This is a genomic window from Streptomyces virginiae, from assembly GCF_040638905.1.
GTDB classification, from domain to species: domain Bacteria; phylum Actinomycetota; class Actinomycetes; order Streptomycetales; family Streptomycetaceae; genus Streptomyces; species Streptomyces virginiae_B.
The window spans coordinates 43,540-59,933 of sequence record NZ_JBEZYV010000005.1; the positions used below are offsets into that span (position 1 = coordinate 43,540).

The window sequence follows — 16,394 nt, forward strand, 5'->3', positions numbered from 1 at the left end:
GGCACAGACGGAGTACTGGGGGGAGACTTAGCATGGGTGGGTTGACGGAGAACACCGAACGCCCCGTGAGGGGGCGGTGACCGACAGGACTGGCCTACTGATGAGCACGCAGGGCGGATCTGTCCTCGAACGCGTACGCGGCCTCGTGCGAGAGGTCGCCAAGTTCGGGGCGGTCGGCGGCCTGGGTGTCCTGGTCAACCTGGGGGTCTTCAACCTGATCCGCAGCACCACCGATCTGCAGGTGGTCCGTGCGAGCGTGATGGCCACGATCGTGGCCATCGCCACGAACTACCTCGGCTTCCGCTACTTCGCCTACCGGGACCGCGCCCAGAGCGGCCGCACCCGCGAGATGGCCCTCTTCGCCGGCTTCAGCGTGATCGGCCTGGTCATCGAGAACGGCGTGCTCTACACCGCGACCTACGGCTTCGGCTGGGACGGGCCGCTCGCGAGCAACGTCTTCAAGTTCATCGGCATCGGCACGGCCACCGTCTTCCGCTTCTGGTCGTACCGGACCTGGGTCTTCAAGGCCCTGCCGCCGGTCGCCCCGCCCGTGGCCGCCGAGCCGGTGCCGGGGCCGGAGCCGGAACCGGCGAACAACTAAGGGCTGTCCCGTAATCCCCGGCGGGCGCACGACGACAGCCACGGCACCTCGTCGCGTTGTCGGAACGCCCGGATACGCCCAGTATCAGCACGCTCCTCCGCCTTGCGATGCACCGCGTCTGACGCCGCGCGCTGATCCACCGGGGATTACGGGACAGCCCTTAGGGGTCCCTCTAGCGGACGGTCTTCTCCGGCTCGGCCGGCTGCGGGGCCGTGCGGCTCAGGAACAGCGCGAACACCGGGGGCTGCGTCTGCAGCAGCTCCAGACGGCCACCGTCCGCCTCCGCGAGGTCCCGGGCGACCGCGAGGCCGATCCCGGTCGAGTTCCGGCCGCTGATGGCCCGCTCGAAGATCCGGTTGCCGAGGTCCGGCGGGACGCCCGGCCCCTCGTCCGTGACCTCCAGCACCGCCTGGTTGCCGATCACCCTGGTGCGCAGGGCGACGGTGCCGCCGCCGTGCATCAGGGCGTTCTCCACGAGGGTGGCCAGCACCTGGGAGACCGCGCCGGGGGTGCCGACGGCCCGTACGCCCTGCTTCCCGGAGCGCACGATGGCCCGGCCGGCGCTGCGGTAGGCCGGCCGCCACTCCTCCACCTGCTGCTTGACGACCTCGTCGAGGTCGAAGGGGACGGCGGAGCCCGTACGGGGGTCCCGCGAGTTCGTGAGCAGCCGCTGCACCACGTCCGTGAGCCGCTCCACCTGGGTCAGGGCGATCGTCGCCTCTTCCCGTACGGTCTCCAGGTCGTCGGTGACCGTGATCTCCTCCAGGCGCATCGACAGCGCCGTGAGCGGGGTGCGCAGCTGGTGGGAGGCGTCGGCGGCGAGGCGCCGCTCGGCGGTGAGCATCCGGCCGATCCGTTCGGCGCTGGAGTCCAGCACGTCGGCGACCCGGTCCAGCTCGGGAACCCCGTACCGCTTGTGCCGGGGCCGCGGGTCGCCCGAGCCGAGCCGCTCGGCGGTCTCGGCGAGGTCGGTGAGCGGGGAGGCCAGCCGGTTCGCCTGCCGTACGGCGAGCAACACGGCCGCCACGACGGCCAGCAGGGCCACCGCTCCGACCACGGCCAGGGTCCGTACGACCTCCCTGGTGACGGTGGAGCGGGCCTCCTCCACGACGACGGTCTCGCCCTGCTCGCCGCGGGCGGTGCCGCGTACGACGCTGTCGGGGATCGACGCGCCGACCTCGACGGTCGGCTGCCCGGGGATCGTGATCCGGGCGTAGTGGCCGGCGTCGAGCTGTTCGGCGAGGGCGACGGGGTCGGTCGGCTTCTTCTCCAGGACGTTCGCCTCGACGACGCTCACCAGGCGCAGCGCCTCGGACTCGACCCGGTCCTGGGCGCTGCTGGTGATGGTCCGGGTCTCCACGATGACGAGGGAGACCCCGAAGACGGCGATCACCACGAGCACCACGGCGAGCGTGGACTGGATGAGGCGGCGGCGCATGGGCCAGGGCCTTTCTTCCGGGGTCGGGCCGGATCAGGGGGCGGGGTCCGGTGCGCTCGATCGCAAGGCGGAGGAGGGAGACGACGCGGAGCGTTGGCGGCCGGCGCCGACGCGGCGGGCGCACCGGAGCGCGCGAGCCCGGCCTGACCCGGAAGGAAGGCCCTGGAGGTCAGCTCTTCTCGAAGCGGAAGCCGACGCCTCGGACGGTGGCGATGTAGCGGGGGTTGGCGGCGTCGTCGCCCAGCTTCTTGCGCAGCCAGGAGATGTGCATGTCGAGGGTCTTGGTGGAGGACCACCAGGTGGTGTCCCAGACCTCGCGCATGAGCTGGTCGCGGGTGACGACCCGGCCCGCGTCGCGCACCAGGACGCGCAGCAGGTCGAACTCCTTGGCGGTGAGCTGGAGCTCCTCCTCGCCCATCCAGGCGCGGTGCGACTCGACGTCGATCCGGACGCCGTGGGTGGCGGGGGGCTGGGCGGCCTCGGTGGCGCCGCGCCGGAGCAGGGCCCGGACCCGGGCCAGGAGTTCGGCGAGGCGGAAGGGCTTGGTCACGTAGTCGTCGGCGCCCGCGTCCAGGCCGACGACCGTGTCGACCTCGTCGGCGCGGGCGGTGAGGACCAGGATCGGGAAGCCGTGGCCCTCGGCGCGCAGCCGGCGGGCCACTTCGAGTCCGTCCATGCCCGGAAGGCCCAGGTCCAGGACGACGAGGTCGACGCCGCCCTGGAGTCCCGCGTCCAGGGCGGTGGGGCCGTCCTCCCGGACCTCGACCTCGTACCCCTCCCGGCGCAGGGCGCGGGCCAGGGGCTCCGAGATGGATGCGTCGTCCTCGGCGAGCAGTACACGCGTCATGTGGGTGATGGTAGTCCGAGGCGACTGCATCGAGAGGCCTGCCCGCAGACCCCTTCCGATCTGGCTTTATGGACCACTGAGCGCCTTCGAATATGGTCGAACGGTTCCCGACTCGCCTTGTGATCCATCTCTCAAGTCCTTTCATATGCCACAGTGTCGTGTCGTATGGTGGCGAGACGCCTGATGCAATACCTCAGGGACCTTTGTGCCGAAAAACAGCGCATAGGTCTCTATTTCTGTCCGGAACCGGACGGGCAGCCTTGTCGAGGACTGACCCGGCCGGCCTTGGCGACAGTGGATGACCTGTTGGCCGGGCCCCTCGCGTGATGATGCGCGGGTGGGCGCGGATCCCGGTTACGGATGTCCCTTCACTCCCGGTACGACGGGGGCGAGACCCCCAGGCGTGGGGTGGGAGGTCCGACCGCCGGTGCCGGCCACCCCCCACCGGGCGCGGATGGGCTCACGAGGCCGAAGCGTCCCGAGCAAGCAAGGATCGACCATGGCTTCCAGCCTGACGACGGCCTCACCGAGCCCCGCTCACGAGAAGACCGTCCTCGGCCACCCGATCGGCCTGGCCACGCTGTTCATGACCGAGATGTGGGAGCGCTTCTCCTACTACGGCATGCGTGCGCTTCTCGTTCTGTACTTGGTCTCCGGCGGCGTCGACGCCGCGACCGGGAGCCAGGGCGGTGGCCTCGGCTTCACCGCGGCGACGGCGACGGCGATCTACTCCGTCTACGTGGCCATGGTCTACCTGATGGCCATGCCCGGCGGCTGGTTCGGCGACCGCGTGTGGGGCGCCCGCAAGACGGTCGCCATCGCCAGCTTCGTCATCATGGCGGGTCACGTGGCGCTGGCCGTCCCCGGCCAGCTCGCCTTCTTCATGGGTCTGCTGCTGGTCGCGGTGGGCTCCGGTCTGCTGAAGGCCAACATCTCCACGATGGTCGGCCACCTGTACAAGGACGCGGACGACCCGCGCCGTGACAGTGGCTTCACGATCTTCTACATCGGCATCAACGTGGGTGCCCTCCTCGCCCCGGTCGGCATCGGCATGGTCGGCGAGCTCGTGAACTGGCACCTCGGCTTCGCGCTCGCCGCCGTCGGCATGGGCATCGGCCTGGCCGTCTTCCTTCTCGCCGGCCGCACCCTGAGCCCGAAGAGCAGCCTGGTCCCGAACCCGCTGAGCGCCGCCGAGCGCAAGGCCGTGATCACCAAGGCCCTCGCCGTCCTGGCCGTCGTCGCCGTCTTCTACGGCGCCGTGGTCGCTGCGGACATGTTCACCATCAAGTGGGCGCTGTACCCGATCACGATCGCCGGTCTGATCATTCCGGTCGCCGTCCTCACCCGTATCAAGCGGGACAAGGACCTCACCGCCGGCGAGCAGACCCGGATGAGCGCCTACATCTGGTTCTTCGTGGCCGCCGCCGTCTTCTGGATGATCTACGACCAGGGCGGTTCGACCCTCTCGCTGTTCGGTGACAAGAACTCCGAGCGCAGCCTGCTCGGCTGGGAAGTCCCGACCACCATCTTCCAGTCGCTCAACCCGCTCTTCGTGGTGGCCCTGGCCCCGGTCTTCGCCGCCGCGTGGGTGGCGCTGGCCCGCCGCAACCGCGAGCCCAGCACCATCGTGAAGTTCTCGGCGGCCCTGGTCATCGTGGGCGCCTCGTTCTTCGTCTTCGCCATCCCGCTGGGCCAGACCGCCGGCAACGACACCAAGGTCACCATGTGGTGGCTGGTGCTCATCTTCCTGATGCACACGCTCGCCGAGCTGTGCCTCTCCCCGGTGGGCCTGTCGGTCACCACGAAGATGGCGCCGCAGAAGTACGGCTCCCAGATGATGGGCGTCTGGTTCCTGGCCGTCACCGCCGGTGACTGCGTCACCGGTCTGCTCGGCCTGGCCGATGTCCAGCTGAACGGTGTCGGCGTGATCCTCTTCCAGGCGTTCGCCGCCGTGCTCGCCGGTGTCGCGATCTTCATGTACCGCAAGAAGGTCAACGCGCTGATGGGCGGCATGAACTGACCCGTCCCGCTCCGGCGGAGAGACGGCCCGGCACACCGCAAGGTGTGCCGGGCCGTCTCCGTGTCAGCGGGTGCCGCGCAGACGGCGCCACGGGGTGAAGGTGAACACCGCGCCGCCGAGCAGGATCACCGTGCCGGCGACGAGGGCGAGGGCCTTGATGCCGCCCTCGTCCTCCGCGCCGGTCTCGGCGAGGCCGCCCGAGGTGGTGCTGCCGGTGGTGCCGGTCGAGGAGCCGGAGCCGCCCGGCTGGGCGGTGGTGTCCAGTTCCAGCGAGACGCCGCTGCTCGTCGCCTTGCAGGGGACGTTGATCGGCGTGGAGCCGGGCGCCATCGTGACGTCGATCGTCAGCTGGTCCGGGCTGAGCGTCACCTTCCCGGACGTGCCGGGCTTGTAGGTGCCGGTCATGTCGCTGAGGCTGACCGGGGCCTTGTCCGGGATCGGCTCGGCGTTGGCGGGTCCGGAGACCTTGACCGTGCCGCTGTCCGCGCCGCCGAGCTTCACGTCCATCGAGGGCTTGAGGGCTCCCGCGGGCAGCGCCATGGGCGCCGCCATCGCGCCCTTGGCGGTCTTGACGGTGAGGTCGTAGCTGCCGCCGTTCTTCTTGGCGTTGATCGTGACCGGGGTCTTGATGCCTCCAGGGACGACCGCGCCGCAGTCGAAGGTCACCTGGACCGCCTTGCCCGGGAAGTCGGTCTGGCCGCCCCCGCCGCCGCTGCCGCCCGAGGCGGTGGAACCGCCCGTGGCGGAACCGCCGGTCGTGGTGCCGCCCGTCGTGGTGCCGCCGGTCGTGTTGCCGCCCGTCGTGGTGCCGCCCGTCGTCGTACCGCCCGTGGTCGTACCGCCGCTGGAGCCGCCCGACACGTCGATGACGGCGCCGCCCTTGACCTCGCCGACCGGCGCGCACTTGGTGACGAAGGTGCCGAAGGGGAAGGTGACGGCGACGTCGTACTTGCCGGGGGTGAGGCTGATCCTGCCGGCCTTGGTGAGCTTCAGCTTGCCCTTCATCGTGGACATCTGCATGGGGGCCTTCTTGGGGATCGGCGGGTTCTTCTTCTCCCCGACGACCTTCAGCTCTCCGCCCCCGCCGCCGACGGTGATCCAGCCGGTGGGCTGGACGGAGTCCGCCGGGATGTCCATCAGGTCCGTGTTGTTCGAGGCCGGCTTGACCGTCTCCCAGGACACGTCCACCTCGTCGCCGACCTTGGCCGTGGCCGGCGCGGTGACCTTGGCGGTGGTCTCCCCCTCCACCGGGGAGCCACCGCCGGCCGGCGGCACGCACTTGACCTTGAACGTGGCCTCGGCGGCCTGGGCGGTAGGAGCCGTGATGGCGAGGCCCGCGCCGCCGAGCAGCAGCGCGACCAGGGCCGCGCTCACCCTCCGTCGGTTCTTCACGATGGTCCCTTCGTCGTCGAACGGTTCTCAGACGGTGCGGACGTCTGTGGTGCTCTCTCCGGCGCGCTGTCCGGGGTGAACCACGGCAGGACCGCCGTGGAGGTCTCAGGGGGATCCGCCGGCCGCTCGGCGCGGGCCGGCGCGGCCGGGCGCGCGGCGGGGAGCCCGGGCAGCCGGGCCGTCACGGCGGCCGCGGCATCGGCGGGCCGTGTGCCGCGGTGGCGTCCGGCGCCGTGGGCCGTGCGCGGCCGGACCTTGTCGACGACGGCCATGCCGGTACGGAAGACCGCGGCCGGGATCACCAGCAGGAGCAGGCCCCAGAACAGCAGGACCCCGTACGGGCGAGCCACGCCCCAGGGCTGGGTGGCCACGACGGTCTCGCCGTACTTGAGGGAGATCGTGTAGTCGCCGTGGGCGCCCGCGGGGAGGGTGACGTCGAGCGCGACCTCCGCCTTGCCGCCGGGCGGGATGGTCCCCTTCCACCGGGCCTCCTCCCACAGCGGGGCGAACACGCCGTGGGCGGTGCCGAGCTGGAAGACGGGGTCCTTGACGGGGGCCGTGCCGAGGTTCCCGACGGTGACCTTGAACTTCCGGCCGGGCGGGGCGCCGAACCAGGTCAGCACGCCGTCGTCCCCTTCCAGCCGGACCCCGGTGAGCATCGCGAGGCGGCCGGTGCCGGATTCCGCGGGCAGTTCGGCCACCGGATGGTCGGTGATCTTCAGGGTGGCCGTGACGGTGGACCGGTCGCCGTTGACGGAGGTGACGTTGACGATGCAGGGGCAGGGTTTCGGCGGTGCCACCACCGGCAGCCGGCCCGCGAAGCGCCCGTCCTCGGCGACGGAGACGGCCGCCCCGTCGGCGTTGGCGCAGCTGTTGGTGCCGCCGATCATGTTCTGGCCGCACACCAGCAGCATCACCAGGGTCCTGGGCCGCCAGCCGGCGCCCGTGACGGTGAGCTCGGTGCCCTTGGCGGCCTCCTGGAGGGAGAGCGCCACGGTGGCTTTGCCCTCGTCCGCGGCGGACGGGACCGCGGGCAGGAGTGCGAGGGCGCAGGCCGCCAGCCCCACCAGGAGAGCCCGGACGGCGCCGCCCAACCCGCCGCCGAACCCGCCGCCCAACCCGCCGCCGGCCCTGGCACCGGTCTTGACGTCGATCCTGCCGCCGGCCATGGCGCTCACCTGGAGGCTCCCGTCAGTTCGTGTTCCGGTGCCGGGCTCGTCGCTCCGGGCTTCCCGGACGGTCCGCCCGGTGCCGCGCCGTCCGCCGGCCGCCGCCACGGGCTCCGGCCGCGTACGAGGCACAGCGCGGCCCGTGCGGTCCCGCCGAGGGCGAGCAGGCCGAGGCCCGTCCAGCCGGCGGCCCGCCACGGCACGAACCAGGCGGAGGCGCCCGCGACGGCCCGGGCCCCGCCGGGGGCGGTCACGGTGACGGTGACGCGAACCCGGTCGAGGACCGGGGCGCCGGGCCAGGGTTCGGTCAGCTCGACCCGCCGGCCGGGGAGCAGTTCGACGGGCACGGCGCGCGGGCCCCGGCCCGTGACCTCGCCGAGGACGCCGTCGGCGCGGATGCCCAGCTCGGGCGCGAGGGCGACGTTGCCGCGGTTGACCAGGGTGTAGGCGACGACCGCGGCCCCGCCCCGGCCCCGTACGGAGACGTCCTCGACGGTGAGGGCCGCCAGGCTGGGGCCGCTGACCCGCAGGTGGACCCGTACGCCCACCTCCCGGCCCGCTTCGGCGGCGATGAGGGCAGCCGGGTGGTCGCCGGGTGGGGACGCGGGCGGCACGGTGACGGTGAAGGGGACCACCGCGCGGGTGCGGGGCGGGATCTTCACGGTGGCTCCGGCACCGAAGCTGAACCACGAACCGGCGCCGCCGGGAGCGCCGGGAGCGCCGGAAGCGGCCGGGCGGGCCGGGAGGGCGCCGTCGGCGGTGTCGTGCGCGTCGGCCCCGCGGAGGGTGACGGTGCGCTCCTGGTCGGTGGTGTTGGTCAGGGCGAGGCGGTCCTCCAGCACGGTGGCCGGGGCGCCCTCCAGGTAGAAGTACGGGCGGGCGCCGCCGGGCCGGGCCGCGGCCGTTCCGGCGGCGGGCTCGGCGGTCCAGCCCGGTTCGTCGGCGGCGGCGCAGGCCGCGGGGAGCGTGTGCAGCGCGGCCGCCGCCGGCAGGACCAGGAGGAACAGGAGGAGGCGGCGGGCGGCGCGCCTGAGGGTGTGGAGCACGGGCATGGCCGGGGCGCTCCGTTCAGGACCGGGCCCGCCGGCCGCGCCGGGTCAGCCAGAGCACGCCGGCCGCGCCGGTGAGCATCACGGTGCCGCCGAGGGTGCCGAGGGCGAGGGCGGAGTCGGTCGGCCCGGTCTGCGGGAGGGTGTCGGGCGGTGCGTCGCCGCCGGGCCGCGCGCCGGCTCCGCCGGTCCCGCCGGCCGCGGTGACGTCCAGTTCCAGCGAGGGCCCCGGGTTGTTGCCGGGGGTGCAGGTGGTCGTGGTGCCCATCGCCTTGATGGTGAGCACGCCGGCGGTGAAGGTGACCTTGCCGCTCTTCTTGGGCGTGTAGGTGCCCGAGAGATCGGTGATCTTGATGGGGGTGTCGGGCGGCACGGCCTCGGGGTTGGACGGGCCGGAGACCGGTACGGACACCTTCTCGGCGCCGCCGACCACGATGACGGCGCCGGGGCTCATGGCGCCCTTGCCGAGCTCGATGGGGCTGGAGGAGACGCCCTTCTGGAAGGACATCGTCAGCTTGTAGCCGTCGCCCTCCTTGACGGCCTTGATGTCGATGGGCGACACGGCCGACTTGTCCCCGATCGGGGTCTTGCAGTCGTAGGCCACGTCGACGACCGCGGCGTGGGCTGTGGGGGCGGCGAGCAGCACCGCCGATCCGGCCAGCGCGGAGGCCAGCGCGAGCGCGGTGGAGCGTTTGCGGTCGGACACCTTCGTCTTCCCCTCGGGCCACAAGTAGCTGACGACACATCAGATCGGTGGCTCAAGGTACGCCCGGGGCCTTACGGAGGGAAGACAAAGGACAGGCCCGAATTGACCGTTCGTCAGTAGGCGCGGACGCCCTTGCTCCACACCGCGGAGACGAGCGGTACGCCCGGCCGGTAGGCCAGGTGGACGTGGCTGGGGGCGTCCAGCAGGGCCAGGTCGGCGCGGGCTCCCGGAGTCACGGTGCCGATGTCCGTGCGGCGCAGGGCGCGGGCGCCGCCGGCCGTGGCCGACCAGAGGGCCTCGTCGGGGGTCATCCGCATGTCGCGGACGGCGAGCGCGATGCAGAACGGCATGGAACTCGTGTAGGAGGAGCCCGGATTGCAGTCGGTGGACAGTGCGACGGTCGCGCCCGCGTCGATCAGGCGCCGGGCGTCGGGCCACTGGGCGCGGGTGGAGAACTCGGCGCCGGGCAGCAGGGTGGCGACCGTGGTGTCCGCCGCCTGGGCGAGGGCGTCGACGTCGGCGTCGGTGAGGTGGGTGCAGTGGTCGGCGGAGGCGGCCTCCAGCTCGACGGCGAGCTGGACGCCGGGGCCGTAGGAGAGCTGGTTGGCGTGGACGCGCGGGATCAGCCCGGCCGCGGCGCCGGCGGTGAGGATCGCGCGGGCCTGGTCGCCGTCGAAGGCGCCCTTCTCGCAGAAGACGTCGACCCAGCGGGCGTACGGGGCGCAGGCGCTCAGCATCTCGCCGGTGACGAGGGCGACGTAGCCGGCCGGGTCCTCGGCGTAGTCCGGGGAGACGATGTGCGCGCCGAGGTAGGTGACCTCGTCGGTGTGCGCGGCGGCGATGCGCAGGGCGCGGGCCTCGTCGGCGACGGTGAGGCCGTAGCCGGACTTGGTCTCGAAGGTGGTGGTGCCCTGGCGGCGGGCCTCGTCGAGGTGGCGGACGAGGTTCGCCTCCAGCTGGGCGTCGGAGGCGGCGCGGGTGGCGGCCACGGTGGTGCGGATGCCGCCGGCGGAGTAGGCGCGGCCGGACATCCGGGCGTTGAACTCCTGAGTGCGGTCGCCGGCGAAGACGAGGTGCGAGTGCGAGTCGACGAAGCCGGGGATCAGAGCCCGGCCCTGCGCGTCGAAGCTCTCGTCGGCGGCCGGAGCCTTGTCGGCGGGGCCGACCCAGGCGATCTCGCCGCCGTCGATGACGACGGCCGCGTTCTCGATCAGGCCGAGCGGCGAGCCGTCGCCGAGGGCCGGGTCGTTGGTGACCAGGCTGCCGATGTTGGTGATGGCCGTGGTGGTCATGGTTCCTCTCGGTTTCCTGGGGCTCCGCCCCAGACCCCGCGCAGAGCCCGGTTTCGGGAAGGGGCGGGATGGGGGAAGGGCCCGCCGCAGGCGGCACGGTCAGGCGCGCAGGGCCGCGACGGACTCGGACAGGGCGGACGGGACGTCGGCGACCAGGGTGTGGTGGCCGTCGCGGACGATGTGCCGGCCGGCGACCACCGTGTGGCGGACGTCCGCGGCGGTGGCGGCGAAGACGGCCGTTTCGGCGCCGAGCCGCGGCAGGGGGCCGGCCGTGCGGACGGAGTCCAGGGCGACGGTGGTGAAGTCCGCGAGCGCGCCGGCCTCCAGGCGGCCCGCGTCGACCAGGCCGAGCGCCGTATGCCCCTCACCGGTGGCGGCGGTCAGCAGCGCGTTCGCCGTCCAGTGGCCCCGCGTACGGCTGCGCAGCCGCTCGTTCAGTTCCATCGCGCGCGCCTCTTCGAGCAGGTCGATGACGGCGTGGCTGTCGCTGCCCAGCGACAGCGGGCTGCCCGCCTGCTGGAGCCGGGTGGCCGGGCCGATGCCGTCGGCGAGGTCGCGCTCGGTGGTGGGGCACATGCAGGTGCCGGTGCCGGTGCCGCCGAGCAGGGCGATGTCGGAGTCCGTGAGGTGCGTGTTGTGGACGCCGGTGGTGCGCGGGCCGAGCACCCCGTGGTCGGCCAGCAGCTGCGTCGGGGTGCGGCCGTGGGCGGCCTGGCAGGCGTCGTTCTCCGCGGTCTGCTCGGACAGGTGCACGTGCAGGGGCGCCCGGCGCTCCTCGGCCCAGCGGGCGACGGTGGCCAGCTGGTCCGCGGGCACGGCCCGCACCGAGTGCACGGCCGCGCCGATCAGGGCGTGCTCGCGGGGCTTGAGCGCGCTGACGCGTTCGGCCCAGGCGTCGGCGCTGCCGTCCGAGAAGCGCTGCTGGTGGGCGTTGGGCGCCTCGCCGAAGCCGGACGAGAGGTAGGCGGTGTCCAGGAGGGTGATCCGGATCCCGGCCGCGGCGGCCGCCTCGATCAGGGCCTCGCCCATGGCGTTGGGGTCGGCGTACGGGGTGCCGCCGGGCGCGTGGTGGACGTAGTGGAACTCGCCGACGTTCGTGATGCCCGCCAGGGCCATCTCGGCGTACACCGCGCGGGCGAGCGCGAAGTAGTTGTCGGGGGTGAGGTTCTGGGCGGCCCGGTACATGAGCTCGCGCCAGGTCCAGAAGGTGCCGGAGCCGACCTGGACGGCCCCGCGCAGCGCCCGGTGGAAGGCGTGGCTGTGCGCGTTGGCCAGGCCCGGCAGGGTCAGGCCGCGCAGGACCTCCGCGCCGGGCGGCGGGGTGTCGGCGCCGGTGCGCAGGGCGGCGATCCGCCCGTCTTCGGTGACGTCGAGGGCGACGCCCGGCTCGACATGGGTGCCGAGCCAGGCGTGCTCCAGCCAGTACGTCGTCAGCGACATGCCAGGCCTTCCAGTACGTCGGCGAGGGCGAGGACGCCGGCCACGCAGTCGTCCTCGGCGGCGAACTCCCGAGGGGAGTGGGAGACGCCGGTCGGGTTCCGTACGAACAGCATCGCGGTCGGGACGGCGGCGGAGAGGATTCCGGCGTCGTGTCCCGCCCCGGTTCCTAGGACGGGGACCGAACCGCCCAGGATCCGGTTCATCTCGTCGCGCAGGGCGTGCTCGAACTCGACGACCGGGGTGAAGGACTCACGGACGATGCCGAGGTCGATGCCGTCCTGGTCGGCGCGCTCTCGGGCGGCCTTCTCGATGGCGGTGACGACCGTGTCGAGGGTGGCCTGGTCGGCGGCCCGGGAGTCGAGCCAGCCGCGCACGAGCGAGGGGATGGCGTTGACGCCGTTGGGCTCGACGGAGATCTTCCCGAAGGTGGCGACGGCACCGGCGAGGGCCGCCTCGCTGCGGGCCGCGAGCACGGTCGCCGCGTAGGTGAGCATCGGGTCGCGCCGGTCGACCAGCCGGGTGGTGCCGGCGTGGTTGGCCTCGCCGCGGAAGTCGAACCGCCAGCGTCCGTGGGGCCAGATCGCGGAGGCGATGCCGACCCGGTCCCCGGACAGGTCCAGGGCCCGGCCCTGTTCCACGTGCAGCTCGACGAAGGCGCCGATGCGGCCCAGGCGTTCGGGGTCGGCCCCGATGGCCTCGGGGTCGTAGCCGGCGGCCTCCATGGCCTGCGGCAGGGAGACGCCGTCGGCGTCGCGCAGCTCGTGGGCCTTCTCCTTCGTCAGCCGGCCGGCGGTGAGCCGGGAGCCGACGCAGGCGAGCCCGAAGCGGGCGCCTTCCTCGTCACCGAAGTTGGTGATGGCCAGCGGCCTGGAGAACTGCGCGCCCCTCCTGCGCAGCTCGTCCAGGGCCGCGAAGGAGGACACCACGCCGAGCGGGCCGTCGAAGGCACCGCCGTCGGGGACGGAGTCCAGGTGTGAGCCGGTGACCACGGCGTCCCCGGCGAGGGGGTCGCCGAGCCAGGCCCACTGGTTGCCGTTGCGGTCGGTCTCGTACGTGAGCCCGCGCGCCTCGGCCTGCTCCTGGAACCAGGTCCGGCAGTCCGCGTCGGCCCCGCTCCAGGCGTAGCGGCGGTAGCCGCCGGTGTCGGCGTTGCGGCCGACGGGCGCCAGCTCGGCCCACATCTCGTGGAACGACGGCGTCCCGCCGGGGCCCGCGGCCGAACCGGCCGCGGGCGTGAACCGGGCCCCGCTCACGCGTCGTCGCCCTCGCGCATCGGGACGCGGACGCCGCGCTCGTCGGCGACGGTCTCGGCGATGTCGTAGCCGGCGTCGACGTGGCGGATGACGCCCATGCCCGGGTCGTTGGTGAGGACGCGGCGGATCTTCTCGCCGGCCAGCGGGGTGCCGTCGGCGACGGTGACCTGGCCCGCGTGGATGGAGCGGCCCATGCCGACGCCGCCGCCGTGGTGGATGGAGACCCAGGATGCGCCGGAGGCGACGTTGACCATGGCGTTGAGCAGCGGCCAGTCGGCGATGGCGTCGGAGCCGTCGAGCATGGCCTCGGTCTCGCGGTACGGGGAGGCCACCGAGCCGCAGTCGAGGTGGTCGCGGCCGATGACCAGCGGCGCGGCGAGGGTGCCGTCGGCCACCATCTCGTTGAAGCGCTCGCCGGCCTTGTCGCGCTCGCCGTAGCCGAGCCAGCAGATGCGCGCGGGCAGGCCCTGGAAGTGGACGCGCTCGCCGGCCATCTTGATCCAGCGGTGCAGGGACTCGTTCTCCGGGAAGAGTTCGAGCATCGCCCTGTCGGTCTTGTGGATGTCCGAGGCCTCGCCGGACAGGGCGGCCCAGCGGAAGGGGCCCTTGCCCTCGCAGAAGAGCGGGCGGATGTAGGCCGGCACGAAGCCGGGGAAGGCGAAGGCCCGGTCGTAGCCGGCCAGCTGGGCCTCGCCGCGGATGGAGTTGCCGTAGTCGAAGACCTCGGCGCCGGCGTCCATGAAGCCGACCATGGCCTCGACGTGCTTGGCCATGGACTCGCGGGCCCGGGTGGTGAAGCCGGCCGGGTCCTTGGCGGCGTAGGAGGCCATGTCGTCGAAGTCGACACCGACGGGCAGGTAGGCCAGCGGGTCGTGCGCTGAAGTCTGGTCCGTCACGATGTCGATCGGGGCGCCCTCGGCGAGCATCTGCGGGAGCAGCTCGGCGGCATTGCCGAGGAGGCCGATGGAGAGCGGCTTGCGGGCGTCACGGGCCTCGACGGCCAGCTGGAGGGCGTGGCGCAGGCTGTCGGCCTTGACGTCGAGGTAGCGGTGCTCGATGCGGCGGTCGATGGCGCGCGGGTCGACGTCGATGCAGATCGCGACGCCGTCGTTCATGGTGACGGCCAGCGGCTGGGCGCCGCCCATGCCGCCGAGGCCGGCGGTGAGGGTGATCGTGCCGGCGAGGGTGCCGCCGAACTTCTTGGCCGCGACGGCCGCGAAGGTCTCGTAGGTGCCCTGGAGGATGCCCTGCGTGCCGATGTAGATCCACGAACCGGCGGTCATCTGGCCGTACATGGTCAGGCCGAGGTGCTCCAGGCGGCGGAACTCCTCCCAGTTGGCCCAGTCGCCGACCAGGTTGGAGTTGGCGAGCAGCACGCGCGGGGCCCACTCGTGGGTCTGCATGACGCCGACCGGGCGGCCGGACTGGACCAGCATGGTCTCGTCCTGCTTGAGCGTCTGCAGGGTGCGGACCATGGCGTCGTACGAGCGCCAGTCACGGGCGGCCTTGCCGGTGCCGCCGTAGACGACGAGCTTGTCGGGGTGCTCGGCCACCTCGGGGTCGAGGTTGTTCTGGAGCATCCGCAGCGCGGCCTCCTGCTGCCATCCCAGGGCGCTGAGCTCGGTGCCGCGCGCGGCGCGTACGGGGCGGGGTCCTGACATGGCGGGGTGCCTCCTCCGATGTTGGTGTTTCCATTCACATCCTCTCGCCCTGAATAGATTCAGTCAACAGCTGCGGGCGGCCCCGTCGGGTGATGGGATGGCGGACATGGCCGCAGACACGGAGGGCGAGGGCGCCGCCGAGCGCCGGGATCTGGTCGTACGGGCCGCCGTCGAACAGGGACTGGTCGGCGGGACGGACTCCGCGGAGCCCCTGGTCTGCCTGCTGGACACCGACGGGATCCGGGCCTCCGCGGCCGCCCTGACGGCCGCCTTCGCGGACGCCCTGGCACCCGGCACGCCCGTCCTGCACGCCTTCGCCGTGAAGGCCGCCCCGCTGGTCCCGGTGCTGCGGCTGCTCGCCGCGGCCGGGCTCGGCTGCGAGGTGGCCAGCCCGGGCGAGCTGGCACTGGCCCGGGCGGCGGGAGTGCCCGCGGCCCTGACGGTCCTGGACTCCCCCGCCAAGACGACGGCCGAGCTGCGCGAGGCGCTGGCGCTGGGGATCGCCGTCAACGCCGACAACCGGCAGGAGCTGGAACGCCTCGACCGACTCGTCGCCGGGGCGCCGACCGCGTCCCCGATCGGCGTCCGGATCAACCCGCAGACGGGCGCGGGCGCCATCGACGCGCTGTCCACGGCGACGTCCACCTCGAAGTTCGGCGTCGCCCTGCGCGACCCCGGGGCGCGCGAATGGCTCGTACGGGCCTGCCTGGACCGGCCGTGGCTGACCCGCCTGCACATCCACTCGGGCTCGCAGGGCGTCCCCCTGGAGCTGATCGCGCAGGGCGTACGGGAGCTGCACGCCCTGGCCGAGGAGATCAACGCGGCGGCCGGGCACCGCCGGATCGACACCCTCGACATCGGCGGCGGCCTGCCGGTCAACTTCGCCTCGGACGAGGCGACCCCGACGTACGCCCAGTACGTCCGCGCCCTGCGCGGGGCCGTCCCGGCGCTCTTCGACGGCTCGTACGGCCTGGTCACCGAATTCGGCCGGTCCCTGCTGGCCAAGCACGGGCTCGTGCTGGCCCGGGTCGAGTACACCAAGAGCAGCGGCTCCCGGCCGATCGCGCTCACGCACGCCGGCGTCCAGCTGGCGACCCGCACCGCCTACGCGCCGGCCGCCTGGCCGGTGCGGATCCTGCCGTACGACGCGAAGGGCGCCCCGAAGGCCGGCGCCCCGGTGGCCCAGGACGTCGCGGGCCCGGCCTGCTTCGCGGGGGACCTGCTCGCCGCGGCCCGCGAGCTGCCGCTGCTCTCCCCCGGCGACCTGATCGGCGTACCGGACACCGGCGCGTACTTCTTCACGGCCCACTACGGCTACAACAGCCTGCCCCGCCCGGCGGTCCACGGCTTCACGGTGACCCCGCGGGGCGAGGTCCGCTTCAGCCTCGCCAGGCCCGCGCAGACCCTCGCCGACATCGTGGCGGAGGCGGGCGGCACCCTGGGCGACGCCCTGTTGTAGCGGGGGCTCGGCGTCGTCGCGGGCTCGGCGTCGTCGCGGGGGCTCGGAAGTCCTAGCGGGGCTCGGC

13 protein-coding genes are annotated in these 16,394 nt (G+C 73.1%); 3 read left to right on the top strand and 10 right to left on the bottom strand.

All coding sequences use genetic code 11. The features are described 5' to 3' along the window. Nucleotides 1-100: 100 nt before the first annotated feature. Nucleotides 101-601: a GtrA family protein gene (locus tag AB0F82_RS09850; RefSeq protein ID WP_362625392.1), complete on the top strand. Its 501-nt coding sequence runs from the start codon at nucleotides 101-103 to the stop codon at nucleotides 599-601. A 172-nt stretch (nucleotides 602-773) separates the two neighbouring features. Here the strand turns inward: AB0F82_RS09850 and AB0F82_RS09855 are convergent, their stop codons facing one another. Beyond that, nucleotides 774-2,039 (bottom strand): ATP-binding protein, encoded by a 1,266-nt coding sequence (locus AB0F82_RS09855; RefSeq protein WP_362625394.1) that lies wholly within the window; start codon nucleotides 2,037-2,039, stop codon nucleotides 774-776. 169 nt (nucleotides 2,040-2,208) lie between these two features. Then, nucleotides 2,209-2,886 (bottom strand): response regulator transcription factor, encoded by a 678-nt coding sequence (locus AB0F82_RS09860; RefSeq protein ID WP_030961403.1) that lies wholly within the window; start codon nucleotides 2,884-2,886, stop codon nucleotides 2,209-2,211. A gap of 499 nt (nucleotides 2,887-3,385) precedes the next feature. Between AB0F82_RS09860 and AB0F82_RS09865 the strand changes: the two genes are divergently transcribed. Further along, nucleotides 3,386-4,906, top strand: a complete 1,521-nt coding sequence (locus AB0F82_RS09865; protein WP_362625396.1) for a peptide MFS transporter — start codon at nucleotides 3,386-3,388, stop codon at nucleotides 4,904-4,906. A gap of 63 nt (nucleotides 4,907-4,969) precedes the next feature. Here AB0F82_RS09865 and AB0F82_RS09870 read toward each other — a convergent pair whose 3' ends face one another. The 8 genes from AB0F82_RS09870 to hutU form a co-directional block, all read right to left on the bottom strand. Then, the gene (locus AB0F82_RS09870; RefSeq protein WP_362625398.1) at nucleotides 4,970-6,298 is read right to left on the bottom strand and encodes a hypothetical protein; all 1,329 of its coding nucleotides are present in this window, start codon (nucleotides 6,296-6,298) and stop codon (nucleotides 4,970-4,972) included. Next, nucleotides 6,295-7,467 carry a hypothetical protein gene (locus AB0F82_RS09875; protein WP_436842069.1) on the bottom strand — a complete coding sequence of 391 codons (1,173 nt, stop codon included), beginning with the start codon at nucleotides 7,465-7,467 and terminating at the stop codon, nucleotides 6,295-6,297. Before AB0F82_RS09875 ends, AB0F82_RS09870 begins: the two co-directional genes overlap by 4 nt. Nucleotides 7,468-7,472: 5 nt before the next feature. After that, entirely contained in the window at nucleotides 7,473-8,519 is a 1,047-nt protein-coding gene (locus AB0F82_RS09880; protein WP_362625402.1) for a COG1470 family protein, read from the bottom strand. A 16-nt stretch (nucleotides 8,520-8,535) separates the two neighbouring features. After that, nucleotides 8,536-9,222: an LPXTG cell wall anchor domain-containing protein gene (locus tag AB0F82_RS09885; protein WP_356812499.1), complete on the bottom strand. Its 687-nt coding sequence runs from the start codon at nucleotides 9,220-9,222 to the stop codon at nucleotides 8,536-8,538. 113 nt (nucleotides 9,223-9,335) lie between these two features. Beyond that, nucleotides 9,336-10,514, bottom strand: a complete 1,179-nt coding sequence (hutI, locus tag AB0F82_RS09890; protein ID WP_356812497.1) for an imidazolonepropionase — start codon at nucleotides 10,512-10,514, stop codon at nucleotides 9,336-9,338. A gap of 99 nt (nucleotides 10,515-10,613) precedes the next feature. Further along, nucleotides 10,614-11,954: a formimidoylglutamate deiminase gene (locus tag AB0F82_RS09895; protein WP_362625404.1), complete on the bottom strand. Its 1,341-nt coding sequence runs from the start codon at nucleotides 11,952-11,954 to the stop codon at nucleotides 10,614-10,616. Next, on the bottom strand, nucleotides 11,945-13,135 hold the full coding sequence (locus AB0F82_RS09900) for an allantoate amidohydrolase (RefSeq protein ID WP_356812537.1): 1,191 nt from the start codon (nucleotides 13,133-13,135) through the stop codon (nucleotides 11,945-11,947). The genes AB0F82_RS09895 and AB0F82_RS09900 overlap by 10 nt, the downstream gene beginning before the upstream one ends. 68 nt (nucleotides 13,136-13,203) lie before the next feature. Then, nucleotides 13,204-14,868, bottom strand: a complete 1,665-nt coding sequence (gene hutU / locus AB0F82_RS09905; protein WP_362625406.1) for a urocanate hydratase — start codon at nucleotides 14,866-14,868, stop codon at nucleotides 13,204-13,206. Between the two features lie 106 nt (nucleotides 14,869-14,974). Between hutU and AB0F82_RS09910 the strand changes: the two genes are divergently transcribed. Next, the gene (locus AB0F82_RS09910) at nucleotides 14,975-16,327 is read left to right on the top strand and encodes a diaminopimelate decarboxylase (protein WP_362625408.1); all 1,353 of its coding nucleotides are present in this window, start codon (nucleotides 14,975-14,977) and stop codon (nucleotides 16,325-16,327) included. Nucleotides 16,328-16,394 lie beyond the last annotated feature (67 nt).

Bases quoted from the DNA above. Each gene is read 5' to 3' on its own strand.
- AB0F82_RS09850 (WP_362625392.1), top strand. From the start codon at position 101: ATGAGCACGCAGGGCGGATCTGTCCTCGAACGCGTACGCGGCCTCGTG.
- AB0F82_RS09855 (WP_362625394.1), bottom strand. From the start codon at position 2,039: ATGCGCCGCCGCCTCATCCAGTCCACGCTCGCCGTGGTGCTCGTGGTG.
- AB0F82_RS09860 (WP_030961403.1), bottom strand. From the start codon at position 2,886: ATGACGCGTGTACTGCTCGCCGAGGACGACGCATCCATCTCGGAGCCC.
- AB0F82_RS09865 (WP_362625396.1), top strand. From the start codon at position 3,386: ATGGCTTCCAGCCTGACGACGGCCTCACCGAGCCCCGCTCACGAGAAG.
- AB0F82_RS09875 (WP_436842069.1), bottom strand. From the start codon at position 7,467: ATGGCCGGCGGCAGGATCGACGTCAAGACCGGTGCCAGGGCCGGCGGC.
- AB0F82_RS09880 (WP_362625402.1), bottom strand. From the start codon at position 8,519: ATGCCCGTGCTCCACACCCTCAGGCGCGCCGCCCGCCGCCTCCTCCTG.
- hutI (WP_356812497.1), bottom strand. From the start codon at position 10,514: ATGACCACCACGGCCATCACCAACATCGGCAGCCTGGTCACCAACGAC.
- AB0F82_RS09895 (WP_362625404.1), bottom strand. From the start codon at position 11,954: ATGTCGCTGACGACGTACTGGCTGGAGCACGCCTGGCTCGGCACCCAT.
- AB0F82_RS09900 (WP_356812537.1), bottom strand. From the start codon at position 13,135: ATGTGGGCCGAGCTGGCGCCCGTCGGCCGCAACGCCGACACCGGCGGC.
- hutU (WP_362625406.1), bottom strand. From the start codon at position 14,868: ATGTCAGGACCCCGCCCCGTACGCGCCGCGCGCGGCACCGAGCTCAGC.
- AB0F82_RS09910 (WP_362625408.1), top strand. From the start codon at position 14,975: ATGGCCGCAGACACGGAGGGCGAGGGCGCCGCCGAGCGCCGGGATCTG.